This is a genomic window from Aestuariibius insulae (assembly GCF_040783535.2).
GTDB lineage: Bacteria > Pseudomonadota > Alphaproteobacteria > Rhodobacterales > Rhodobacteraceae > Aestuariibius > Aestuariibius insulae.
In genome coordinates, this window is sequence record NZ_JBFONW020000005.1 from 281,397 (window position 1) to 303,944 (window position 22,548).

The following is a 22,548-nucleotide window of genomic DNA, read 5'->3' on the forward strand; positions in this document are numbered from 1 at the left end:
GCTTTGCGCTTGGGTCAGGCCTCGTTCAGGAGGGTGAGGATGGCGTCGCCCATCTGGGCGGTCGAAAGCGGCTTTGCCTCACCGTCTGCCATCAGATCGCCGGTGCGGGCGCCGTTCGCGAGGGCCTGTTCGACGGCCCGCTCGAGCATCGCGGCCTCCTCGCCCCGGTCGAAGGAATAGCGCAGCGCCATGGCGAAGCTGAGGATGCAAGCGATGGGATTGGCCTTGCCCTGCCCCGCAATGTCGGGTGCGGAGCCGTGGACCGGTTCATAAAGGGCCTTGGGCCGACCGTTTTCCATCGGGTTGCCGAGCGAGGCGGAGGGCAGCATGCCGAGCGAGCCGGTCAGCATGGCGGCAGCATCGGAGAGGAGGTCGCCGAAGAGGTTGTCGGTGACGATCACGTCGAACTGCTTGGGCCAGCGGACGATCTGCATGGCGCCCGCATCGGCGTACATGTGGCTAAGCTCGACATCGTTATATTCGTTGTCGTGAACCCACTGCACCTCTTCGCGCCAAAGGATGCCGGATTCCATAACATTGGCTTTCTCCATGGAGCAGACGCGGTTGTCCCGCTTGCGCGCCAGCTCGAAGGCGGAGCGTGCGACGCGCCGGATCTCGGCGGTGGTGTAGCGCTGGGTGTTAATACCGACACGGCCACCGGCATTGTCATCCTGAATGCCGCGCGGTTCGCCGAAATAGATGCCGGAGGTCAGCTCTCGGACGATCATCAGGTCGAGGCCCGAGACGACGTCGCGCTTGAGGCTCGAGAAATCGGCGAGCGCATCGAAGCATTGGGCGGGGCGCAGGTTGGCGTAGAGGTCCATTTCTTTGCGCAGGCGCAGCAGGCCGCGTTCGGGCTTCACGGAGAAGTCGAGTTCGTCATATTGCGGGCCGCCAACGGCTCCGAGCAGAACGGCATCGACCTGTTGGGCCTTGGCCATCGTCTCGTCCGTGAGGGGGGTGCCGTGGGCATCGTAGGAGGCGCCGCCGACGAGGCCTTCGCTGACATCGAAGGTGAGGTTCCGCTTTGTGCCGAACCAGTCGATGACCTTGCGGACCTCGGTCATGACCTCGGGGCCGATCCCGTCGCCGGGCAGGATGAGAAGGGACATGTCGGCCATGGGTCAAGCTCCTGAAAATGTACGCTCCGGTGGCCTAGCGGCGGGTCCGCAGAGGGTCAAGGCAGCTTCAGATCGACCCAGACGATGCGGTGCGGTCCTGCCGCTTGACCGTCTTCGCCAAAGAGGTCCGGCGGGAGTGGATCGGGCCAGAAGATCCCGGCATTCTCGACGGTGAGAGAGCGGTCCGGAAGGATGTAATCGACCCTGAGATTTCCCGGATCGCCGTCGGGCCAGTCCGCGGTGTCGAGCGCGGGATCGCCCCGGTGATCGAGGTCGGCGGCAGCTTTGCCTCCGTCGCTGCGCGGCTCGGGGTCCTGTAGGGACGGGTGAGCGAGGAGATCGTGGATCGCCTTTTTGCGGCCCTGTCCGTCGACGGGATCGAGGTTGACGACGCCTGAGAGGATCACGGGATGGGCCGGTTTTTCAGGGAGTTTTCCGTTCAGAAAGAGCTGCCAAAGGCGGATTTCGTCTGCGTTTCGCAACCCGTTGCGATCCTCTGGGCCGTCGAAGACCGGCGGAGAGGCGTGAAAGACGAGCAACTCGATGGTCCGGGGTCCGGCATCGATGGGGATGATCCAGTGCGCGGTGGTGGAGACGCGCTGCACGTTAAGGATATCTTCGGAAAAGAACGGTTGGTTGCCGGTTTGGGGCAGCCGGGCATCCGGCAGGTCTTTCCAGAGGATGGTGCTCAGATCGCGGATCTGATCGCTGAGGATTGGCTTGCGCGACAGGATCGCCATGCCGCCATCGCCGGAAAAGAGCCCGTAGCCTTGCGCGTCGCGGGGCCGTCCGGTGCGGCCGTCCCCGTCGATATCGAAGGGTGTCGAGAGGCCGGTATTGGGGCGGGCGGTGAAACGGTGGGGATAGGGCGCGATGGTCTCGGCGAGTTGGGCGTTAAGCTCGGTTAAGGCGGCGTGGCCGTGATCGTAGTCGATATTGGCAAGGATAAGGATGTCGGGATCGACATGGGAAATCTGCGCCATCGCGGCGATCAGGCTTTCGTCTTTTCTGCCAAGAAGGTCGCGAAGCAGGAGGCCCGGCCCATCGCGGCTGAAGGGACCTGCGAAGACGGCAATGCGGAGTGTTTCGGCGGCGATCGCGCCGGGAGAAAGGACTGCCAGAACGAGAAGAAGGTACGCCGTTAGGCTAGAAATCCATCCCGTTCGGCGCGGGCATAGGCCTTGCGGCGCTTGCCTTCGATGATCATGCCGACCTTCGCCAGGGCGATGCCGCGCATCAGCAGACTTGCAGGTAAGAAGGCCCATGCCGTCATCGTCCAGATCAGGGTCTGGTTGTCGGAGAGGACGGAGTAGTCGAGGAAGGATGCCGCCGCTTTGACAACCGCTGGCATCACGAATGGCAGCAGGAACCCTAAGATAAGGTTAATGCGGGCATCCCTGTAGAGGCGGGTGACGACGTCGTCCCCGGCGGAAGGGTCGAACATCGGCAGGTTGACCCAGACGTTGAACGGACGCGCGCGGCTGGGCCAGCGGTGGATCAGCATCAGCCAGACGAAGATCGCGATGGACAGCAGCGAAATGACGTAAGCGATGCCTGCGGCGGTGCGGATCCGTTCGATCAGATCGGCGTCCATGTTGGACGGCATGGCCAGCACGACGAGGCGGACGGGCGAATAGGGGAAGTCGACGGCCTGGGCGACGAGGCGGCCGAGGATCTCGACAAAGCGGCGCAGGATCGCGCCATCGGAGGGCACCTGGATGATCGCCGTCAGCAGAAGGACGGTGATGAAGATCGACAGGAAGCGGATGCGGTTGAAGGGCGGCGCATCGCGGAATTCAACAAGGCTGGGCGCATCGGAGCCGTATTCGACAAGGGTCAGGACGGCAGCGAAGAGCGCGATCAGAGCGGCGATCTGGGCAGTGTCGGCAGTCGTGCCTTCGAGTACCAGCGACGGCATGAGGATCAGGGCGACGACGCACATCGCGCGCAGGACAGCTCCGGCCAGCCTCGAGATCACGATGCAATTCCTCCCCGTTCGCGGACTCCGTTTGGGAGCCCAAATTCAGGACTATCGCCACCACCGATCCCCAAAACGGTCAGCCTCATCGCTATCTCATTTCTCCCCGGGTCTCTTGTGGCAGACAAGGTCATAGCGACGTTGGCCCGAGAAGTGAGACTATTTTGCGGCGATACTGGCGCGACTTTGCAACCATTGCAGTATATCCAAGCAGACCGCGCACAACCAGATCGAGATGTAGTCCCGTAGTGGATCAAATGAGCTATATCTTGATTTTTCTCTGTTGCGCATTTTGACGCAACGTCCTGGAAAACCGCGTCATCGTTTCCACTGGTCCGGGCGGGGTCCACCCGGAATTACGTGACAAACCTGCCAAAACAACCCCCGGCTGCATCAAACCCAGGGGCGGGATTGGGCGGCGTCCGATTCGAATCGATCGATGGAGGAGACGTTCTCCATCGTCAGTCCGATATCGTCGAGGCCGTTCAGAAGGCAGTGCTTCTTGAAGGCGTCGACCTCGAAGGACATCGTCTCTCCTTCGGAGGTCGTGATGGTCTGGCCCTCAAGGTCCACAGTGATGCGGGCGTTCGCGCCTTTCTCGGCTTCGGTCATCAACAGGTCCACCTGTTCTTGCGGGAGCGCGATGGGCAGGATGCCGTTCTTGAAGCAATTGTTGTAGAAGATATCGGCGAAGCTGGGCGCGATCACGCAGCGGATGCCGAAATCCTTGATCGCCCAGGGGGCATGTTCGCGGGAGGAGCCGCAGCCGAAATTGTCGCCGCCGATCAGGATCTCGGCCTCGCGGTAGGCGTCCTTGTTGAGCACGAAATTCTCGTTCTCGGAGCCGTCGTCGTTATAGCGCATCTCGTCGAAGAGGTTCACGCCGAGGCCGGAGCGTTTGATCGTCTTGAGGAACTGCTTGGGGATGATCATATCGGTGTCGACGTTGATCAGGGGCAGCGGCGCGGCGATGCCGGTGAGGGTGGTGAACTTGTCCATTCGGGTCTCTCCTTTCACGGAGGAAGTTAACTGTCTTGGCGAAAGGGTGAAGATCAGGTTCGCGGATCTTCATCCTCGTAAGCAAAAATTCACGTTCGGTATCCGGTCGGTATTGCGTCGGTATCAGGTCGGTGGAATCGGCGTGCCCTGTGCGGAATTGCGACGCCACCGGACCGGATGCTGGTGACTACATCACTTCCCGCACATCGGTCAGATGCCCCGTGATCGCGGCGGCGGCGGCCATTTGCGGGCTCATCAGATGCGTGCGCCCGCCCTTGCCCTGCCGACCCTCGAAGTTGCGGTTGGACGTGGCGGCGCAGCGCTCTCCCGGTGAGAGCTGGTCGGGGTTCATCGCAAGGCACATCGAACAGCCCGCGAGACGCCATTCGAACCCGGCCTCTTTGAAGATGTCGGCGAGCCCCTCTTCCTCGGCCTGGGCGCGGACGAGACCAGAGCCGGGGACGACCATGGCGCGCAGGCCGTCCTTGATCTTTTTGCCCTTCAGGATGGATGCGGCGGCGCGCAGATCCTCGATCCGGCCGTTGGTGCAGGAGCCGATGAAGACGGTGTCGATGGCGATCTCGCTGAGCGGCGTGCCGGGCTTGAGGCCCATATAGTCGAGCGAGCGGGAGGCGGCGGTGACTTTGCCGCCTTCGAAATCCTCGGGCGCCGGGACCTTGGCGGTGATCGGCAGGACATCCTCGGGCGAGGTGCCCCATGTGACGACCGGCGCGATCTCTTCGCCTTTGAGCGTGACGATCATGTCCCACTCTGCATCATCGTCGGAATAGAGCGTCTTCCACCAATTGAGCGCGGCCTCCCATTGCGCGCCTTTCGGCGCATGAGGGCGGCCTTTGACATACTCAAACGTCTTCTCGTCCGGCGCGATGAGGCCTGCACGCGCGCCGCCTTCGATGGCCATGTTGCAGACGGTCATGCGACCTTCCATGGAGAGCTCGCGGATGGCTTGGCCGCAATATTCGATGACATAGCCGGTGCCGCCCGCCGTTCCCGTCGCGCCGATCACCGAGAGGGTGATGTCCTTGGCCGTCACGCCGGGGCGGAGGCTCCCCGTAATTTCGACCTTCATGTTCTTGGACTTCTTCTGGATCAGCGTTTGCGTGGCCAGCACGTGTTCGACTTCGGAGGTGCCGATGCCGTGGGCGAGCGCGCCGAAGGCGCCGTGGGTCGCGGTGTGGCTGTCGCCGCAGACGACGGTCATGCCGGGCAGCGTCCAGCCCTGTTCGGGGCCGACGATATGGACGATGCCCTGCCGGATGTCCGAGACGGGGTAGTAGTGGATCCCGAACTCTTTGGCGTTCTTGTCGAGGGCCTGGACCTGAATGGCGCTGTCCTCGGTCATGTTCTTGGGATCTTCGCGGCCCGGGGTGGTCGGCACGTTATGATCGGGCACGGCGATGGTCTTGTCCGGGGCGCGCACGGTGCGGCCGGCCATGCGCAGGCCTTCGAAGGCCTGGGGGGACGTGACCTCGTGAACCAGATGGCGGTCAATATAGAGCAGGCAGGTGCCATCCTCGGCCTCGTGGGCGAGATGGGCATCCCAGATTTTATCGTAAAGCGTCTTGGGGGACATGATGGTCCTCTCCCTTGGAAGTGAAATGCAGCGGTGACAGTCGGAAGGCGCGTTTAGCCGCGCGCGCGGACGGTCCGGAGCGGGCCGTGAAAGCGCTCGATCAGGCGGGCGCGGTCGCCGATGTCGAAAAGACGGATCATGGGGCGGGACGATACGCTGTCCGGGCCTATCTCGCAAGGTGTGGGTGACGTTGTTGGGCCTGAATGGCAGGAGGATGCGGGATGTTGAAACGGTTGGTTCTGGGCGTGGCCGCCCTGATCGGAGGGTCTGGTGCTGTGGCGCAGGGATATAACGGGCTGGAAGTGCCGCCCTACGAGGTGGTCCGGCAGGACGGCGCGGTGGAGCTGCGGGACTATCAGCCGCACCTTCTGGCCGAGGTGACGGTGGAGGGCGCCCGGCGGTCTGCGCTGAACACGGGCTTTCGGGTGCTGGCCGGGTATATCTTCGGCGGCAACAGCGCGTCGGACAAGATCGCGATGACGGCACCCGTGGCCCAATCGGAGAAGATCGAGATGACCGCGCCGGTCGGGCAGAGCGGATCGGACGGGCGTTGGACGGTGACGTTCATGATGCCGTCGCGGTTCACGGTAGACACTTTGCCCACGCCCGAGAACGAGGCGGTGGTCTTTCGAGAGGCGCCCGCGAGTCGTCAGGCGGTGCTGACCTTCTCCGGGCGGGCGACGCAGGCGCAGCTGGACCGGCGGGAAGCTGAGCTGACCGGATGGATCGAGGCGGCTGGGCTAAAGCGGACGGGGCCGGTTGCGCATTATTACTACGATGATCCCTTTACCCTGCCGGGTCAGCGTCGCAACGAAGTCGCGATCCCGGTGGCAAAAGAGTAACTCTTTCGTGCCATCCTTGTGCGGATCAAGGTCGCAAGGCAAAGTGTGATCCATGCAGCATGACGGCATCAATGGCAGACAGGGGCCGGGGACGGATCCCGAAGCCGATCCCGGGTCCGAGACCGGGATCGATTCCGGCGTCGAGATCCCAGCGGTCGAGGCTGAGGATCTGCTTGAGATCGGCCAGTCCGTCCTGTCGCGCGGCGAGGTTTTTCTTCAGACGCTGATGCGGCCTTGGAATGCGTATCAGGTCGCCATCATCTTTGGAGTGTTCCTAATCGCCATAGGTCTGCGGTGGTATTTCGGCCCGCGGATGCATGCCTGGATGCGCACCAAGACCGGCTGGCCGCGCTGGCGGCTGAAGGCGCTGGTCGTCGTTCACAAGCGGCTGCGGATGATCTTTTTCGTGGTGCTGATCTGGGTCGCCTATTTCGTGATGCGCGAGATCACGTGGCCCTCTCGATCCTATCTCATAGGGATCATCGCCAATCTGGCGACGGCCTGGCTGGTCGTGGCCTTGGGCACGCGGCTGATCGGAAACATGCTGGTCCGGCAAGTGGTCCGCTATGGCGCCTGGGCCTGGATCACGCTGAGCATCCTGCGGCTGACGGACGAGGCGATTGCGATCCTCGACGGGATCGCAGTGGAGCTGGGCGAGATGCGGATCTCGCTTTGGCTGGTGATCCGGGCCATCGCACTGCTGGGACTGCTGATCTATCTGGCGCGGTTCCTGACACGCACCACGTCGGACCGCGTCAGCCGGAACGAGGATCTGAGCCCGTCGATGCGGGTTCTCGTCGTCAAGCTGCTGCAGGTCGTATTTTACGGGGTCGCGATCTTTGTCGGCCTGCGCGCGGTCGGAGTGGATCTGACGGGTCTTGCGGTTCTGTCGGGTGCCATCGGTATCGGTCTGGGCTTCGGTCTGCAAAAGGTCGTCTCGAACCTTGTATCGGGCGTGATCCTGTTGTTGGACCGGTCGATCAAGCCGGGGGACGTCATTTCTCTGGGAGAGACGTTCGGCTGGATCAACTCGCTCGGCGCGCGCTACGTGTCGATTACGACGCGGGACGGGAAGGAATATCTGATCCCGAACGAGGATCTGATCACCAATCAGGTGGTCAACTGGTCCCATTCGAACGAATTTGTGCGGCTCGATATCTATTTCGGCACGGCCTATGGCGACGATCCGCACGAGGTGCGGCGGATTGCCATCGAGGCTGCGAAGAACGTGACCCGCGTGCTCGATTTCAGGCCGCCGGTTTGCCATATCGTGGGCTTCGGCGACAGTTCGGTCGACTATATCCTGCGGTTCTGGATCAAGGATCCGACCGGCGGTCTGACCAATATCCGCGGCAACGTCTATCTGGCGCTGTGGGATGCGTTCAACGAAAACGGCGTGTCGTTCCCCTTCCCGCAGCGGGAGGTCAAGCTGCTGGAAGGCTCGCAGTTGCAGACCAGCAAGGCGGAATTCGGCAAGGCGGCGGAATAGGTCGCGCCCCGCCGATCTGCGCACATCTTGTCACAGGAGAGCCTGCGCCCTGCCCTTGTCATTGAAATGACATGCCCCCGTTGTTACCCTTAGGCCACGCCCGGCGCCGGGGCACGTATGCGGCGCGTTTCAAGGAGGACAATGGTCTGTCTCTTTCTTCAACGGCGGGGAGCCCCGCCTCAGCGGCGCAGGCCGCTTCGATGGGCGCCGGTGGCGCGTCCGGTCCGATGACCCAGAGCAGCATGAGCGAACAGCTTCTCGCGGCCATCCTTTCATCCCTCGAGAGCGACAAGGCAGAGGACGTGGTGCAGATCGATCTGCGCGGTAAATCCGAAATGGGCGATTACATGGTGATCTGCTCGGGTCGGTCGACACGTCAGGTCGCGGCGATCTCGGAAAAGCTGACCGACCTGCTCAAGGCCGAATTCGGGGTGATCTCGAAGGTCGAGGGCAAGGATACCGGTGACTGGGTGCTGATCGATACAGGGGACGTGATCGTTCACGTCTTCCGGCCCGAAGTGCGCGAGTTCTACCAGCTCGAAAAGATGTGGCAACCGGCGGGAGCCGCGTCGGCCAAAGGGTAGATGCGCGTTCAGATCAGCGCCGTGGGCCGGCTTCGCAAGGGGCCGGAACTGGCGCTGCTGGAGGACTACCGGACGCGGTTCGACCGCACGGGCCGAGCCTTGGGGCTTGGCCCTTTGTCATTGAGCGAGGTCGAAGATCGCAAGGGCGGCGGGATGGCCGCCGAGGCGATCCTGCTGGAGCGGAGCCTGCCTGCGGGGTCGGTTCTGTGTGTGCTGGACGAGCGGGGGGCCGTGATGGGCTCGCCCGAATTCGCGAGACGGTTGGCGCGGTGGCGCGATGACGGGCGCGGTGACGCGGCCTTTGTCATCGGCGGCGCGGACGGTGTCGCGCCCGAGCTGCGGGAGCGCGCCGATCTGGTCCTGTCCTTCGGGGCGATGGTCTGGCCGCATATGCTGGCGCGGGTGATGCTGACCGAGCAGCTTTATCGCGCCGCCTCGATCCTGGCAGGCGCGCCCTATCATCGGGTGTAAGAGCGCCGGGCGCGCGCCGGGCCGGGGGCGGCGCTTCGACCGATGAACGACGCGCTTTATGGTCGCCAAGCTCGTCCTTACTGTCCCGCGGGACGTGCGGCGTTGCAAAAGCGCCGGCCCATGGGGCCGGTCCGGCGCTCGCCCGGCGCGGCGTTGCCGCTTGATCCGGGCGGACCGTGTCATCGGCTATAACCCAGTCGGCCACCTCTCGGGCGGCGTCCCGGCCTTGCGCCGGGACCTCTGGTCCAAACCGCCGGTTTCGGAGGGCGGCGCGGTGCTTTACACAGACAGCATTCACAGCAGAGAGCCGCGCCATGTCCCGACCCAAACCCGTTGTCTTGTGTATCCTCGATGGCTGGGGCCTGCGCGAAGATCGGGAGGGCAATGCGCCTGCCCTGGCCGACACGCCGGTGTTTGACCGGATCCACGCCACCTGCCCGAGTGCTCGGCTGATCACGCATGGTCCCGATGTGGGCCTGCCGTCCGGGCAGATGGGCAATTCGGAGGTCGGGCACACGAATATCGGCGCGGGCCGGGTCGTGGCGATGGATCTAGGGCAGATCGATCTGGCGATCGAGGATGGCTCCTATTTCGAGACTGAGGCGATCTGCGATTTCATCGGGAAGCTCAAGGAAAGCGGCGGGCGAGCGCATCTGATGGGGGTCGTTTCGGATGGAGGGGTGCATGGGCATCTCAACCATCTGCTCGCCACGGCGCGATGGTTTGTCGATGAGGGGCTCGAGGTTGTCGTCCATGCGATCACAGATGGGCGCGATGTCGGGCCGAAGACGGCGGAGGGGTTCGTCGCGGGGCTGCTGGAGAACCTGCCGGATAGTGCATCGATCGGGACCGTGATCGGGCGGTATTATGCGATGGATCGCGACAACCGGTGGAGCCGGGTGCGGACGGCCTATGATGCGATGGTTCTTGGCAAAGGAGAGCAGGCCAAGACGGCTTTGGAGGCGGTGAGTGCCGCCTACGCAGATGACAAGACGGACGAGTTTATCCCGGCCACGGTGATTACGGACTATGCCGGGATGGCGGCGGAGGATGGGCTGTTCTGCCTAAACTTCCGTGCGGATCGGGCGCGGGAGATCCTGGCGGCGATCGGCGATCCGGAGTTTGACGGCTGGGACCGGGGCGACCGGCCCGAACTGGCGGCGCGGCTGGGGATGGTGGATTATTCCGAGGCGCATAACGGCTATATGGCGACGGCCTTTCCCAAGCAGGAGATCGTGAACACTCTGGGCGCTTGGGTGGCCAAGGCGGGGTTGCGGCAGTTTCGCGTGGCGGAGACGGAGAAGTATCCGCATGTGACGTTCTTTCTGAACGGCGGGCAGGAAGATCCGGAGGAGGGTGAGGATCGCAAGATGCCCTCTTCGCCCGATGTGGCGACCTATGACGAGCAGCCCGAGATGTCGGCGGAGGCGGTCACGGATGCCTTCGTGGGCGCGATCGAGGCGGGCTATGACCTGATCGTCTGCAATTACGCCAATCCCGATATGGTCGGTCATACCGGCGATCTGGAGGCGGCGATCAAGGCCTGCGAGGCTGTCGATGCCGGGCTGGGGCGGGTCATGGAGGCGCTTGAGGCGGCGGGCGGGGCGATGCTGCTGACCGCCGATCACGGCAATTGCGAGACGATGATCGATCCCGATACCGGCGGGCCGCATACGGCGCATACGCTGAACCTTGTCCCCGTGGCGCTGGTCGGCGGGCCCGAGGGCGCGGGGCTGAAGGATGGGCGGCTCGCGGATCTGGCGCCGACGCTTCTGGCGCTGATGGAGCTGGATCCACCCGAGGAGATGACGGGGGAGAGCTTGCTGACGTGATCCGTCTGGCCGCCTTGATCTGGGTTCTCGCGACGGGGGCGCCCGCGCAGGATTTGCGCGAGGCTTCGGCGACATTGATCGGGATCTCGGAGCGGCTGGAGGCGGCGGAGGGCTCTCGCGACAAGATCCGGGCGCTGACCGAGGTGGTGCAGGCCTATGAGGCGGGGCTGGCCTCTTTGCGGGACGAGATGCGGCCTTTGGCAGAGCGGCAAGCGGTTCTGGAGCAGGTGATCGCGGCGCAGCAGGCGGAGATCGCCGATCTGCTGGGCGTGCTGCAGACCATCGGAGCGGAGGCGCCGCCTGCCCTGATGGCGCATCCGTCCGGTCTTTTGGGTTCGGCGCGGGCCGGGATGATCCTGTCGCATATGAGCGACGGTTTGCAGGCACGGGCCGATGCTCTCTCTGCCACGCTGGCAGAGATCGAGGCCCTGCGCGCCGAGCGGGAGGCGGCGCTGGGCGTGCTGCAGACGGGGCTGGAGAACATGACGGAGGCGCGCGGGCAGATCGCGCGCGCTTTGGCCGACCGGGAGCCGCTTCCCAAGCGGTTCGAGGAGGATGCGATCGATACGGCCTTGCTGCTGGCCGGCGCCGAGACGCTGGAGGCTCTGGCCGATGGGCTGGCCCAGACGGGGCGGCGGCAGGCGCCGGAAGGATCTGCGGATGGCGGTGCGGGCGGGCATCCGCTTCCGGTGACCGGAGAGATCAGTCAGCGGTTCGATGCGGACCAGACGCGGCCCGGCTGGATGGTTCAGACCGCGCCTGCCGCCTTGGTGCGGATGCCCGCGACGGCGACGATTCTTTATGCCGGGCCGCTTCTGGATTATGGAAACGTGGTGATTCTCGAACCCGAAGCCGGGCTGATGGTGATCCTTGCAGGGCTCGCCAAGATCGAGGGCGAGGTCGGGGATATCGTGGCCGAAGGCTATCCGATCGGTGAAATGGGCGGTCAGATTGACGCGATTCTGGCACATGACAGCACAGTGAATGGCATTGCTCCGACAGAAACGCTTTATATAGAGGTCCGAGATCAAGATGGGCCGCGAGACCCCGCGACATGGTTCGCGAAGGATGAGGAATGAGTGGAATGAAAAAAGTTCTGATGGTGGCGGCTGCCGGCACGATTGCAGGCGCTGCCCTCACAAGCCAGCTGGCGGGGCCGCTGCTGGCACAGGACAGCTCTGACAGTGTGTACGAGCAACTGGATCTGTTCGGCGACATCTTCGAGCGAATCCGCGCCCAATATGTGGAAGAGGTGGACGAAGGCGATCTGATCGAGGCCGCCATCGACGGGATGCTCACCTCGCTGGATCCGCATTCCAGTTACTTGTCGCCGGAGGATGCCAATGCGATGCGGGTTCAGACGCGCGGCGAGTTCGGCGGTCTGGGCATCGAGGTCACGCAGGAGGAGGGCTTTGTGAAAGTCGTCTCTCCGATTGATGGAACGCCTGCGGATGCGGCGGGTGTTCTTGCTGGAGATTTCATCACGGCTGTCGACGGGGAAAGCGTGCTGGGTCTGACGCTGGACGATGCGGTCAAGTTGATGCGGGGGCCTAAGGGGTCCGAGATCGTCATCACAATCGTGCGCGAAGGCGAGCAGGAGCCGTTCGATCTGTCGCTGACCCGCGATACGATCCCGCTGATCGCCGCCCGCGCCCGGACCGAGGGCGAGACGGTGGTGCTGCGCGTGACGACGTTCAACGAACAGACCTATCCCAACATGAAGGACGGTCTGGAAGAGCAGATCGAGGATGCGGGCGGGATCGACAATATCAACGGGATCGTGCTGGACCTGCGCAACAATCCGGGCGGTTTGCTCAATCAGGCGATCAAGGTGTCGGACGCGTTTCTGGAAGAAGGCGAAATCGTCTCGACCCGTGGGCGCGGATCGCGCGATAGCGACCGGGCCAATGCGACGGCGGGCGATCTGGCCGAAGGCAAGCCCATCGTGGTGCTGATCAATGGCGGATCCGCCTCGGCATCCGAGATCGTGGCGGGCGCGCTTCAGGATCACGAGCGGGCCATCGTCATCGGCACCAAGAGCTTTGGCAAGGGATCGGTGCAAACCGTCATGGCCCTGCGCGGCGAAGGCGCGATGCGGCTGACGACGGCGCGGTATTACACGCCATCCGGGCGGTCGATCCAGGCGCTGGGCATTTCGCCGGATATCATCGTGGAGCAGCCCCGGCCCGCCCCTCCGACCGAAGAGGAAGAAGCCGAAGACGAGGCCGAAGAGGACAACCGCCGCAATTTGGGCGGCGAGGCGGATCTGCGCGGATCGCTCGACAATGACAGCCTGACGGACGAGCAGGTGGACCAGATCCTCGAAGACCGGGCGCGGGCCGAAGATGCCGCTGCCCTGCGCGAGGAGGATTACCAGCTGGCCTACGCGATCGATATCCTCAAGGGGCTGAGCGCCCTGCGGTCGGAGTGATGCCGGGGGGCGGGGTCGACGGCCTTCCCTATCGGGATTGCGTCGGCGTCGCGGTTGTCAACCGCGACGGCAAGGTCTTTGTCGGGCAAAGGCGCGACAACTCTGCCGATGCCTGGCAGATGCCGCAAGGCGGGATCGACGAGGGCGAAAGCCCGCAATTGGCCGCCTTGCGCGAGCTGGAAGAAGAGACCGGGATCTCCTCCGATCTCGTCGTCCTGAGCGCCGAGATCGACGATTGGGTCCATTACGATCTGCCCGAGGAGCTTGTCCCGACCCTATGGGGCGGCAAGTATCGCGGGCAGCGGCAGAAATGGCTGCTGCTTGAGTTTCGCGGCGAGGATCACCACGTCAATATCGAGACGAAGGAGCCGGAATTCTCGACCTGGAAATGGGCAGATCCGGAGGATCTGGTGGATATGATCGTGCCGTTCAAGCGCGAGGTCTACGCGACGGTTCTGGAAACCTTCGGCGAGCGGATCGAACAGATTGCCAAAACAGGAGAGAGCCGATGAGACTTCGATCCATGATGGCCGCGGGCTGCGCGATGATCGCAGGAGAGGCGGCGGCGCTGAGTTGCATGCAGGTCACGCTTGAGGATGCCTATGAGCAGGCGGCCGCAAGCGAGGAGACCTATCACGTGGTCGAAGGCACCTTTGCCTTTGACAGCAAGAAGGCCCCGTCTTTCGCAGAAACGGGGCAGGCGCCGGAAGGGGCGGAGCTGCCGGCCCGCTTCGAGGGGATGGCGCTGAATACGGATGGGTTCACGACCGAGGTCGAGACTGAGGTCACGCTGGCCATCACTTGCGCCGGTCCCTGGTGCGGCGGGATCGAGCCGGATGTGCCGCTGATCGCGTTCCTGAGGGTCGATGACGACAGGCTGGTTCTGGACGCGACGCCGTGCGGCGGATCTGCCTTCGGGCAACCGGATGAAGCTATGCGACAAACGCTGTTGGACTGTGTAGACGGAGGATGTTCCTAGGCAGATCCGGCGGAGTTCCATGACCAAGACAAAACTCGACACGCAGGCCATCGGGCTGGATGCCGGTCTGGGCCTTATCCGCTGGCTGACGGGCCGCGAGGACATGCATTACGGGCTGTGGGACGGGATCGACGTTTGCGCAGCCAATCTGGGACCGGCGCAGGCGGCCTATACCGAGCGACTTTTTTCGCTGCTGCCCAAGGGGCCTTTGCGGATCCTCGATATCGGCGGCGGCGCCGGAGAGACGGCGGGAAAGCTGATCGCTTTGGGCCATCGGGTCGAGATCGTGGTGCCCTCGCCTCTTTTGGCGGAGCGGTGCCGGACAAATGCGCCGGGGGCGGTGGTTCACGAGGCGAAGTTTGAGGAGGCCAATGTTGAAGGCCCCTTCGATCTGTGCCTTTTTTCCGAAAGTTTTCAGTATATTCCGCTGGATCAGGGGCTGAGTAAATGTCTGACGCTGCTGGGACCGGAGGGGCGGATCATCGTCTCGGATTGCTTTCGCAACGAGGGGTACACGGTCGACAAGACGCGCGCAAAGGTGGGCGGCGGGCATCGGATCGGGGCGTTTCGCGAGACACTGGAGGGGCTGCCGCTGAAGGTCGTCCATGAGAGCGACATCACCGAGGCGGTCGCCCCGTCGGTGGAGATCGAGCAGGCTTTGTTCAACGTGGTCGGCGGCGCGGTCGAGCGGATCGACAGGGAGCTGTCCGAGGTCAAACCGGCGCAGCGCTGGCTGCTGAACCGCGCTTTGCGGCTGGTGATGTCAGAGCGTAAGCGCGAGAGGCTGCGGGTCCGCCTGATGGAGCAGACCCGGTCGGCCGAGGCCTTTTGCGAACATAACCGCTATCTGATGATGCGACTGGAGCGGGCCTGACGCCTAGCGCAGCCGCTCAAGCAGCCTGAGCGAGGCATAGCCGTCGGGCACGAGCCCGTTCGCGCGCTGATAGCTGCGGATCGCGTCGATTGTGTTCGGGCCGATCCGGCCGTCGACACCCTGGGTCGAGAACCCGGCGCGGGTCAGCCGCCGCTGCAGCTCTTCTCGTTCGGCAAAGCGAAGCGCGCGGTCGCCGCGCGGCCAGCTGGCCTGGATCGGCGCCTTGCCCGCGATGCGGTCGCTGAGATGGCCGACGCCGATCACATAGGCGTCGGCGGTGTTGTAGCGCTCGATCACCTCAAAATTCTTGAAGATCATGAAGGCCGCGCCTTGCGCTCCGGCCGGGAGCAGGATCGAGGCGCTTCCGTGGTCTGGCACGGGCTGGCCGTTCATGGCGACGACGCCATCGGCCGCCCATTGGGCAGGACTGCGGGTGATCTTGCGGCTGGCCTGAGTGTAGTCGAAGCCGTCGGGGACGCGCACCTCGACGCCCCAGGGCTGGCCCTGAACCCAGCCGAAATTCTTGAGATAGGCGGCGGTGGAGGCGAGCGCGTCGGTCGGATCGTCCGACCAGATGTCGCGCCGTCCGTCGCTGCGGAAATCGACGGCGTAGGACAGGTAGGAGGTCGGGATGAACTGCGTGTGGCCCATGGCGCCCGCCCAGCTGCCGGTCATGTTCTGCGGGGTGGTGTCGCCGTTCTGCAGAATCTCGAGCGCTGCGACGAGCTGGCTTTCAAAGAACGATCCTCGACGTCCGTCGAAGGCAAGCGTGGCCAGTGCGCCAATGATCGGGGTGTCGCCGCGCACTTCGCCATAGGCACTTTCGAGGCCCCAGACGGCGACGACGACCTCTTTTTCGACTCCGTAACGGGCTTCGATCTCGTCTAGGATGGCAGCGTGTTCGCGCAAGGCGGCCTTGCCATTGCTGACGCGGCTGTCGGAGACCGCACTGTCGAGATAGTCCCACAGCGTTTTGGTGAACTCCGATTGGTTGCGGTCGCGGCGGATGACGTCGGCATTGTAACGGATATCCGAGAAGGCATTGCTAAGCGTTGCGTCGGTGATGCCCTGCGCCTGGGCGCGGGTCCGGAAGTCGCGGATCCAGCGGTTGAACGCCTCGTTCGATGTGGCCTGGGCGAGGGTCACGGGCGCCTCCTGCGATGGGCTGACGTCGGCGGGGCGGGATTGCGGCCTGAGCGAACTGGCTAGCACGACCACCGCGGGCCGCGCCTCGGGCCTGGGCGACTGCGCGACAGGGGTCGCGACGGCGGCCCCGGCCCCCGAGATCAGGGCGAGTGGGAGGGTGGCGCGGCGGATCGCGCGGCGAAGCTGCTCTGTGTTCCTCATGAGCGTCAGACTACCTGAAATGATGAATCCCGGGAAGATCTTCTTCGCGTCATAAGGCCGCTTTTTGGGCGATTTTCTGCCCGGGGCGGGGAACATCTAGGGGGTGAGCCGTATTGCACCCCCCAAGGAGGCCACGCTCATGAGTAGACCGCAGAAATATGACCACATCGATTTCACCCCGCCGCAGGAGGTTGCGGATCAGGGCGAGAAGGGGCTCGAGCTGCGCGATAAGTTCGACCGGGGCGGGACGGATGTCGGTGTCGCGCGTGCGCGCGATCTGAAGAACCGGGAACGGCTGAGCTCCGACACGATCGAGCGGATGGTGAGCTATTTCGCGCGCCACGAGGTCGACAAGGATGCGGACGGGTTCGGCGATGATGACGATCCGTCGGCGGGGTACATCGCCTGGCTTTTATGGGGCGGCGATCCCGGAAAGGACTGGGCCGAGGATGTGAAATCCAAGATGGACGAGGCGGACGACTAGCGCCGCGTTCGTTTGACCTTGCGCGCCGTTTTGTCCTTGCGGCGCTTGGACGAGGCGATCTTGCGGCGCGGCGGTTTGCCTCGTGACGGGCCAGAGCCTTTGGGCAGCTTGGCATCGTCCAGCTCGAGCAGCTCCAGCATCAGCCCGCCGGTAACTGGGACCGCTTCGGAGAGGCGCACCAGCGCTTTCTGGCCCAGCGCGATGACGCGGCCGGTATCGGCGCCCATGAGGGTTTGGCTTTCGGCGTCATGGTGGAAGTATTCGCGGCCAATCTCGCGGATGGGAACAAGACCGTCGGCGCCGGTTTCGTCCAGCTTTACGAAGATACCGAAGCGGGCGATCCCGCTGATCCGGCCTGTCATCTCGGCTCCGACGCGGTCGGCGAGATAGCTGGCGAGATAGCGGTCGGTCGTGTCGCGCTCGGCCATCATGGAGCGCCGCTCGGTGTCCGAGATCTGCTGCGCGGTCTGGTCGAGCTGGTCGATATCCTCGGGCGTGAGACCATCCTCGCCCCAGCCATGCGCCGAGATCAGTGCGCGATGGACGATCAGGTCGGCATAGCGCCGGATCGGCGAGGTGAAATGCGCGTAGGATTGCAGGGCGAGGCCGAAATGGCCGAAATTCTCGGGGCTGTAATAGGCCTGCGTCATCGAACGGAGTGTCGAGAGATTGATGAGCTCCGCATGCTGGGAGCCCGCGGCCTGATCGAGCAAGCGGTTGAGATGCGCGGTCTTGAGCACCTGCCCTTTGGCGAGCTGGAAGCCCGAGGCCTGGGCCGTCTCGCGTAGCGCGTCGAGCTTTTCGGGACTGGGTTCTTCGTGGACGCGAAACAGCAGCGGGCTGCGCTTTTTGACGAGTGTCTTGGCGGCAGCGACATTGGCGAGGACCATGAACTCCTCGATCATGCGGTGCGCGTCGAGGCGATCCTTGAAGTTGACGGAGGCGACCTCTCCCTCGTCGGTCAGGACAATCTGGCGTTCGGGCAGGTCAAGCTCGAGCGGCTGGCGGGACGCGCGGGCTTTCTTGAGGGTGGCGTAGGCGGCGTAGAGCGGTTTGAGGACCGGATCCAGAAGCGGCCCGGTTCGGTCGTTCGGGGTGCCGTCGATGGCGGCCTGCACTTCTTCGTAGTGGAGCGAGGCGGGGGATTTCATCAGGCCGCGGGTGAATGTCGAGGCGATGAGCGTGCCTTGCGCATCGACGGTCATGCGCACGGCGATACAGGCGCGGGGAACGCCTTCATGCAGCGAGCAGAGATCGCCGGATAGGCGATCGGGCAGCATGGGCACGACGCGGTCGGGGAAGTAGGTGGAGTTGCCGCGCTTGCGCGCCTCGCGGTCAAGCGCGGTGCTGGGGCGGACGTAGTGGGCGACATCGGCGATGGCGACCCAAATGAGGTGGCCACCCTCGTTCTTGGGGTCGTCGTCGGGCTGGGCGAAGCAGGCATCGTCGTGGTCGCGGGCGTCGGACGGGTCGATGGTGATGAGCGGCAGATCGCGGAGATCCTCGCGGCCCTCCAGGCCAGCAGGCTCCATGGCGTCGGCCTCGGCGATCACCGCGTCGGGGAAATGGTCCGGGATGCCGTGCTGGTGGATCGCGATAAGCGAGACCGCCTTGGGCGCAGAAGGATCGCCCAGCCGGTCGGTGATGCGCGCTTTGGGCAGACCCATGCGGCCCTTGGGGCCCGATTGCTCGGCTTCGACCAGTTCGCCATCCTTCGCGCCATGGGTGGCGCCGGGGGGAACAGTCCATTGCTTGTCGGCGCCCTTGTCGATGGGGACGATGCGGCCGCCCTCGTCGCCTTTGCGAAAGATGCCGAGGATGCGCTGGGGGTTGGTGCCGATGCGGCGAATGAGGCGCGCCTCATAGGCGGGATCTTCGCCGCGCAGCTCGGTCAGGCGGGCAAGGATACGGTCGCCTGCGCCCAGCGCAGGATCGGAGCGGCGGGGAATGAGGAGGACGCGCGGCTCGGGGCCTTCTCCCTCCCATTCGAGGGGGCGGGCTATCAGATCGCCTTCGGTGTCGGGGCCGGTGACTTGCAGGACGGATACGGGCGGGAGCTTGTCGGGATCGCGGAAGCTGCGGCGGCGCTTTTCCAGATGACCCTCATCTTCGAGCGTGCGCAGGATCTTCTTGAGATCGATGCGGGCGGCGCCCTTGATCCCGAAGGCTTTGGCGATGTCGCGCTTGGAGGTTTGGGTGGGGTTGTCCGAGATCCACTGGAGGATCTGATCGCGCGTCGGGATCTGTGTCATGCGCTTGCCCTAACATGCGGTGCCGGACGGGTCATCGTGAAATAGATTGGTCTGGATCGGCTCAGGCGAAGTAATCGCGCAGAATGCGGGTATAGACCGCCTTGAGCTGCTCGATCTGCTCGACGCGGACGCGTTCGTCGACCGCATGCATGCGGTGGCCGACGAGGCCGAATTCCACGACCGGGCAGTGATCCTTGACGAAACGCGCATCCGATGTGCCGCCGGAGGTCGAAAGGACCGGGCGGCGGCCTGTTTCGGCCTCGACGGCCTTTGCGACCAGATCGGTGAGGGGGCCGGGGGGCGTCAGGAAGCTTTCGCCGGAGATCTTGATCTCGATGTCGAGGGACACGCCGCTTTCATCGGTGACGGCTTCGCCCTCTTCCATCAGCCATTCGGTGAGGGAGGCGCCGCTGTGCAGATCGTTGAAGCGGATATTGAGCGTCGCGCGGGCTTCGGCGGGGATCACGTTGGTTGCCGGATTGCCGGTATCGACGGTGACGATGGCAAGCGTGCTGGCGTCGAAATGGTCGCTGCCTGTGTCGAGCTCTTCGCTGGCGAGGCGGTCGAGCAGGCGGACAAGCGCGGGGAGCGGGTTGAGCGCACGGTGCGGGTAGGCGGCGTGGCCTTGCTGTCCTTTGGCTTTGATATGGGCCGTGAGAGAGCCGCGGCGTCCGATCTTCATCATCTCGCCCATCTCGTCGGGGCAGGTCGGCTCTCCGACGAGGCAGGAGATCATGGCCTCACCTTGCTGGGCCATCCAGTCGAGGATCGCGGTGGTGCCGTCGGTGGCCGGGCCTTCCTCGTCGCCGGTGATGGTCAGGATGATGGCTCCGCCGGGCGGAGTTTCCGTGACAAGGTCAATCGCGGCGGCGGCGAAGGCGGCAACGCCCGATTTCATGTCGGTTGCGCCGCGTCCATAAAGCCATCCGTCGCGGATCTCGGCGCCGAAAGGATCGGCGGTCCAGGCGGCAGCATCGCCGATGGGAACCACGTCGGTATGGCCGTTGAAGCCGAAGGTTCGGGTGGCGCCTTTTGCGCCCCAACGGGCAAAAAGATTAGGCGTGCCGTTGCGATCGATGCGGGTGCAGGTGAAGCCTGCCTCGGTGAGGCGGGCCTCGAGCAATTGCAGCGCGCCGCCCTCCTCGGGCGTGACGGAGGCGCAGCGGACAAGATCGGCGGTAAGCGCGACGGGGTCAGTCATGGAAGGGGGTCATCTGCGCGACGATGACGGCGTTTTCGGCCAAGGCGCGATCCATCAGGGCAAGCTCCTCGTCGGGGATGTCGTGGCCTTCGGCGAGACGTTCCTCTCGCGTGCCGTAGCCGGAGACGTCGAGGGGGGCCATGTCGGCCTGTTTGAGGATCGCGACGGTTTCGCGGACGGCTTCCGCCTCGTCGATACCGGTGGCGTAGCACATCAGGGCGGCGCCGGTCGTGCCCTTGGGCAGACCGTCACCGTCCTTGCGGCCGACCTCCACCAGAAGGGTGAAGACCTTTTGCTTGCTACCGTCTTTCATGCCCGTTTCCTAGCCCGTGGCGGGAGCGGACGGAAGGGTCAGCTTTTGATCTTGCGATAGCCGAAGATCAGGAGGCAGGCGCCGATGATGCCGACGAAAAGCTGCGGGATCCAGCTGTTGGCAGCATAGATGCCGATGAGGCTGAGGATCAGGTTCAGGGTGAATGCACCGAGGATCCCGAGGCCGATATTGAGAATGAGGCCCGTGTCGGCCTTCATGATCATACTGGCGATCCATCCGGCGAGGCCGCCGACGATGATAGATGCGATAAGGCCAAGTCCCATTAGGTTTGTCTCCGTGTTAACCTTCTGTGGGGTAACACGGAAGCGTGAAGGGGGTTCCCGCCGAGCGGCGTTGGTCGGGTCCTGGCCGGGGCGTGTCGACTTTGTCTTGCGGGCGGAGTTTGGGGCTGATGGGTCTGGATTTGCATATTTTTGGCCCGATGAAAGGGATCCGCCCGGGCTGCAGGAGGAGCGTTAAGGTTAACGCGGTTTAGGGTTAATGGATGTGGGTAGAGGGTCTGGTGAAAGGCTTTCATTGCGAGATCGTGTGGGGGGTTGCTTGGACCCGGCGGCGGGCGGGCCAGAAGACCGGGCGTGTCTTTGGTTTGAAAGCGGCGGACTTGAGTATTTTTGACGAGATGAAGAGGAGCGAGACTCGATGAAGAGACCGCGCATTAAGGTTAATCGGTGACAAGGTTAATCCGACGGGATCAGGGGAAATGGTGGGCCGGGAGACCAACTAGGGCGGGTCGTAAGGTAACGGCTACCGCGGCAAAGTAGTGCACGGTGCCTTGCTTTTGGAGGACATCACCGGGGCGGTTCGGCCGGTGGTGATGCCGGAGCCTGTCAGTCTCTTAAAAGCTCGTTGATCGAGGTCTTCGAGCGGGTTCTTTCGTCCACGCGTTTGACGATAACCGCGCAGTAAAGATGCACGCCGTTCTTCGACGGCATCGAGCCTGCGACGACGACGGATCCCGCGGGGACTTCGCCATAGCTGACGGTGCCGGTGTCGCGGTCGACGATCTTGGTCGACTGGCCAATGAAGACGCCCATCCCCAGAACGGAGCCTTCGCGGACGATGCAGCCTTCGACAACCTCGGAGCGGGCGCCGATGAAGCAGTTATCCTCGATGATCGTGGGGCCCGCCTGCATGGGTTCGAGCACGCCGCCGATACCGACGCCGCCCGACAGATGCACGTTCTTGCCAATCTGAGCGCAGGAGCCGACGGTGGCCCATGTGTCAACCATCGTGCCCTCGTCCACATAGGCCCCGAGATTGACGAAAGACGGCATCAAAACGACGCCGGGCGCGATATAGGCGGATTTGCGGACGACGCAATTGGGCACGGCGCGGAAGCCCGCGGCGCGCCAGGTATTGTCGCCCCAGCCTGCAAACTTGCTGTCGACCTTGTCCCACCAGCCACCATTTTGGGGACCGCCGGGCTGATGCTCTATATCCTTAATGCGAAAGCCCAGGAGGACGGCTTTTTTGGCCCATTGGTTTACATGCCAGTCGCCGCCCTGCTTTTCAGCGACGCGGAGCTTGCCGCTATCGAGGGCGTTTAGAGTATCCTCGATCGCGTCGCGGGTTTCGCCCGTCGTGGCGGGGGTGATATCGGCGCGTGCCTCCCAGGCAGCCTCGATTGCGGTTTCCAGATCGGCATTTGACATCGGGGGCTCTCTTTCGCGGGTGGCCATGGGGTTGGGCGAGCTATAGTGAGGGTCTCGCGCCAGCGCAACGAAGCCGCTTTGAAG

At 64.0% G+C, this 22,548-nt stretch carries 23 protein-coding genes; 12 read left to right on the forward strand and 11 right to left on the reverse strand.

Annotated features, from left to right (window positions below):
• Positions 1 to 14 precede the first annotated feature (14 nt).
• Both leuB and AAD018_RS15280 read right to left on the reverse strand, forming a co-directional pair.
• The gene (leuB, locus tag AAD018_RS15275; RefSeq protein WP_367315312.1) at positions 15 to 1,121 is read right to left on the reverse strand and encodes a 3-isopropylmalate dehydrogenase; all 1,107 of its coding nucleotides are present in this window, start codon (positions 1,119 to 1,121) and stop codon (positions 15 to 17) included.
• A gap of 56 nt (positions 1,122 to 1,177) precedes the next feature.
• The gene (locus AAD018_RS15280) at positions 1,178 to 2,104 is read right to left on the reverse strand and encodes an endonuclease/exonuclease/phosphatase family protein (protein ID WP_367315311.1); all 927 of its coding nucleotides are present in this window, start codon (positions 2,102 to 2,104) and stop codon (positions 1,178 to 1,180) included.
• On the opposite strand from AAD018_RS15280, the gene AAD018_RS15285 reads away from it, so the two are divergent.
• Positions 2,087 to 2,266, forward strand: coding sequence for a hypothetical protein (locus AAD018_RS15285; protein WP_367315310.1), 180 nt, complete (start codon positions 2,087 to 2,089; stop codon positions 2,264 to 2,266). The genes AAD018_RS15280 and AAD018_RS15285 overlap by 18 nt on opposite strands.
• Here AAD018_RS15285 and AAD018_RS15290 read toward each other — a convergent pair.
• From AAD018_RS15290 to leuC, 3 genes are all read right to left on the reverse strand, one after another.
• On the reverse strand, positions 2,263 to 3,099 hold the full coding sequence (locus AAD018_RS15290; RefSeq protein ID WP_367315309.1) for a hypothetical protein: 837 nt from the start codon (positions 3,097 to 3,099) through the stop codon (positions 2,263 to 2,265). The two genes, AAD018_RS15285 and AAD018_RS15290, sit on opposite strands and share 4 nt — an antisense overlap.
• A gap of 393 nt (positions 3,100 to 3,492) precedes the next feature.
• On the reverse strand, positions 3,493 to 4,098 hold the full coding sequence (leuD, locus tag AAD018_RS15295) for a 3-isopropylmalate dehydratase small subunit (protein WP_367315308.1): 606 nt from the start codon (positions 4,096 to 4,098) through the stop codon (positions 3,493 to 3,495).
• A gap of 187 nt (positions 4,099 to 4,285) precedes the next feature.
• Entirely contained in the window at positions 4,286 to 5,692 is a 1,407-nt protein-coding gene (gene leuC / locus AAD018_RS15300; RefSeq protein WP_367315307.1) for a 3-isopropylmalate dehydratase large subunit, read from the reverse strand.
• Between the two features lie 221 nt (positions 5,693 to 5,913).
• On the opposite strand from leuC, the gene AAD018_RS15305 reads away from it, so the two are divergent.
• From AAD018_RS15305 to AAD018_RS15350, 10 genes are all read left to right on the forward strand, one after another.
• Entirely contained in the window at positions 5,914 to 6,534 is a 621-nt protein-coding gene (locus AAD018_RS15305) for an SOUL family heme-binding protein (RefSeq protein ID WP_367315306.1), read from the forward strand.
• Positions 6,535 to 6,586: 52 nt separating this feature from the next.
• The gene (locus tag AAD018_RS15310; protein WP_367315305.1) at positions 6,587 to 8,023 is read left to right on the forward strand and encodes a mechanosensitive ion channel family protein; all 1,437 of its coding nucleotides are present in this window, start codon (positions 6,587 to 6,589) and stop codon (positions 8,021 to 8,023) included.
• A 200-nt stretch (positions 8,024 to 8,223) separates the two neighbouring features.
• Entirely contained in the window at positions 8,224 to 8,607 is a 384-nt protein-coding gene (gene rsfS / locus AAD018_RS15315) for a ribosome silencing factor (protein WP_367315304.1), read from the forward strand.
• Positions 8,608 to 9,078, forward strand: a complete 471-nt coding sequence (gene rlmH / locus AAD018_RS15320; protein ID WP_367315303.1) for a 23S rRNA (pseudouridine(1915)-N(3))-methyltransferase RlmH — start codon at positions 8,608 to 8,610, stop codon at positions 9,076 to 9,078. It begins immediately after the preceding gene.
• A gap of 314 nt (positions 9,079 to 9,392) precedes the next feature.
• Entirely contained in the window at positions 9,393 to 10,910 is a 1,518-nt protein-coding gene (gene gpmI, locus AAD018_RS15325) for a 2,3-bisphosphoglycerate-independent phosphoglycerate mutase (protein ID WP_367315302.1), read from the forward strand.
• On the forward strand, positions 10,907 to 11,989 hold the full coding sequence (locus AAD018_RS15330; RefSeq protein WP_367315301.1) for a murein hydrolase activator EnvC family protein: 1,083 nt from the start codon (positions 10,907 to 10,909) through the stop codon (positions 11,987 to 11,989). Before gpmI ends, AAD018_RS15330 begins: the two co-directional genes overlap by 4 nt.
• Positions 11,990 to 11,994: 5 nt before the next feature.
• A complete protein-coding gene (locus tag AAD018_RS15335) occupies positions 11,995 to 13,341 on the forward strand; it encodes a S41 family peptidase (protein WP_367315300.1) in 1,347 nt (448 codons plus the stop codon).
• Complete coding sequence (locus tag AAD018_RS15340) at positions 13,341 to 13,853, forward strand: RNA pyrophosphohydrolase (protein WP_367315299.1); 513 nt, start codon at positions 13,341 to 13,343, stop codon at positions 13,851 to 13,853. Before AAD018_RS15335 ends, AAD018_RS15340 begins: the two co-directional genes overlap by 1 nt.
• Positions 13,850 to 14,320, forward strand: a complete 471-nt coding sequence (locus AAD018_RS15345; protein WP_367315298.1) for a hypothetical protein — start codon at positions 13,850 to 13,852, stop codon at positions 14,318 to 14,320. Before AAD018_RS15340 ends, AAD018_RS15345 begins: the two co-directional genes overlap by 4 nt.
• A gap of 19 nt (positions 14,321 to 14,339) precedes the next feature.
• Positions 14,340 to 15,194: a class I SAM-dependent methyltransferase gene (locus AAD018_RS15350; protein WP_367315297.1), complete on the forward strand. Its 855-nt coding sequence runs from the start codon at positions 14,340 to 14,342 to the stop codon at positions 15,192 to 15,194.
• A 3-nt stretch (positions 15,195 to 15,197) separates the two neighbouring features.
• Here the strand turns inward: AAD018_RS15350 and AAD018_RS15355 are convergent, their stop codons facing one another.
• Entirely contained in the window at positions 15,198 to 16,541 is a 1,344-nt protein-coding gene (locus tag AAD018_RS15355; protein WP_367315296.1) for a lytic murein transglycosylase, read from the reverse strand.
• Between the two features lie 139 nt (positions 16,542 to 16,680).
• On the opposite strand from AAD018_RS15355, the gene AAD018_RS15360 reads away from it, so the two are divergent.
• Entirely contained in the window at positions 16,681 to 17,025 is a 345-nt protein-coding gene (locus AAD018_RS15360; RefSeq protein WP_367315295.1) for a hypothetical protein, read from the forward strand.
• On the opposite strand, the gene rnr is transcribed toward AAD018_RS15360, so the two are convergent.
• From rnr to dapD, 5 genes are all read right to left on the reverse strand, one after another.
• A complete protein-coding gene (gene rnr, locus AAD018_RS15365) occupies positions 17,022 to 19,277 on the reverse strand; it encodes a ribonuclease R (protein ID WP_367315294.1) in 2,256 nt (751 codons plus the stop codon). The two genes, AAD018_RS15360 and rnr, sit on opposite strands and share 4 nt — an antisense overlap.
• 61 nt (positions 19,278 to 19,338) lie before the next feature.
• On the reverse strand, positions 19,339 to 20,478 hold the full coding sequence (dapE, locus tag AAD018_RS15370) for a succinyl-diaminopimelate desuccinylase (protein WP_367315293.1): 1,140 nt from the start codon (positions 20,476 to 20,478) through the stop codon (positions 19,339 to 19,341).
• The gene (locus tag AAD018_RS15375) at positions 20,471 to 20,791 is read right to left on the reverse strand and encodes a hypothetical protein (protein WP_367315292.1); all 321 of its coding nucleotides are present in this window, start codon (positions 20,789 to 20,791) and stop codon (positions 20,471 to 20,473) included. The genes dapE and AAD018_RS15375 overlap by 8 nt, the downstream gene beginning before the upstream one ends.
• Positions 20,792 to 20,829: 38 nt before the next feature.
• Positions 20,830 to 21,075, reverse strand: a complete 246-nt coding sequence (locus AAD018_RS15380; protein WP_367315291.1) for a GlsB/YeaQ/YmgE family stress response membrane protein — start codon at positions 21,073 to 21,075, stop codon at positions 20,830 to 20,832.
• A 564-nt stretch (positions 21,076 to 21,639) separates the two neighbouring features.
• On the reverse strand, positions 21,640 to 22,464 hold the full coding sequence (dapD, locus tag AAD018_RS15385) for a 2,3,4,5-tetrahydropyridine-2,6-dicarboxylate N-succinyltransferase (RefSeq protein ID WP_367315290.1): 825 nt from the start codon (positions 22,462 to 22,464) through the stop codon (positions 21,640 to 21,642).
• Between the last annotated feature and the right edge of the window lie 84 nt (positions 22,465 to 22,548).

Coding starts and splice junctions, on each gene's coding strand:
- leuB (WP_367315312.1), bottom strand. CDS start 1,121: ATGGCCGACATGTCCCTTCTCATCCTGCCCGGCGACGGGATCGGCCCC.
- AAD018_RS15285 (WP_367315310.1), top strand. CDS start 2,087: ATGGGAAATCTGCGCCATCGCGGCGATCAGGCTTTCGTCTTTTCTGCC.
- AAD018_RS15280 (WP_367315311.1), bottom strand. CDS start 2,104: ATGGCGCAGATTTCCCATGTCGATCCCGACATCCTTATCCTTGCCAAT.
- leuD (WP_367315308.1), bottom strand. CDS start 4,098: ATGGACAAGTTCACCACCCTCACCGGCATCGCCGCGCCGCTGCCCCTG.
- leuC (WP_367315307.1), bottom strand. CDS start 5,692: ATGTCCCCCAAGACGCTTTACGATAAAATCTGGGATGCCCATCTCGCC.
- AAD018_RS15305 (WP_367315306.1), top strand. CDS start 5,914: ATGTTGAAACGGTTGGTTCTGGGCGTGGCCGCCCTGATCGGAGGGTCT.
- AAD018_RS15310 (WP_367315305.1), top strand. CDS start 6,587: ATGCAGCATGACGGCATCAATGGCAGACAGGGGCCGGGGACGGATCCC.
- rsfS (WP_367315304.1), top strand. CDS start 8,224: ATGGGCGCCGGTGGCGCGTCCGGTCCGATGACCCAGAGCAGCATGAGC.
- rlmH (WP_367315303.1), top strand. CDS start 8,608: ATGCGCGTTCAGATCAGCGCCGTGGGCCGGCTTCGCAAGGGGCCGGAA.
- gpmI (WP_367315302.1), top strand. CDS start 9,393: ATGTCCCGACCCAAACCCGTTGTCTTGTGTATCCTCGATGGCTGGGGC.
- AAD018_RS15335 (WP_367315300.1), top strand. CDS start 11,995: ATGAAAAAAGTTCTGATGGTGGCGGCTGCCGGCACGATTGCAGGCGCT.
- AAD018_RS15340 (WP_367315299.1), top strand. CDS start 13,341: ATGCCGGGGGGCGGGGTCGACGGCCTTCCCTATCGGGATTGCGTCGGC.
- AAD018_RS15345 (WP_367315298.1), top strand. CDS start 13,850: ATGAGACTTCGATCCATGATGGCCGCGGGCTGCGCGATGATCGCAGGA.
- AAD018_RS15350 (WP_367315297.1), top strand. CDS start 14,340: ATGACCAAGACAAAACTCGACACGCAGGCCATCGGGCTGGATGCCGGT.
- AAD018_RS15355 (WP_367315296.1), bottom strand. CDS start 16,541: ATGAGGAACACAGAGCAGCTTCGCCGCGCGATCCGCCGCGCCACCCTC.
- AAD018_RS15360 (WP_367315295.1), top strand. CDS start 16,681: ATGAGTAGACCGCAGAAATATGACCACATCGATTTCACCCCGCCGCAG.
- rnr (WP_367315294.1), bottom strand. CDS start 19,277: ATGACACAGATCCCGACGCGCGATCAGATCCTCCAGTGGATCTCGGAC.
- dapE (WP_367315293.1), bottom strand. CDS start 20,478: ATGACTGACCCCGTCGCGCTTACCGCCGATCTTGTCCGCTGCGCCTCC.
- AAD018_RS15375 (WP_367315292.1), bottom strand. CDS start 20,791: ATGAAAGACGGTAGCAAGCAAAAGGTCTTCACCCTTCTGGTGGAGGTC.
- AAD018_RS15380 (WP_367315291.1), bottom strand. CDS start 21,075: ATGGGACTTGGCCTTATCGCATCTATCATCGTCGGCGGCCTCGCCGGA.
- dapD (WP_367315290.1), bottom strand. CDS start 22,464: ATGTCAAATGCCGATCTGGAAACCGCAATCGAGGCTGCCTGGGAGGCA.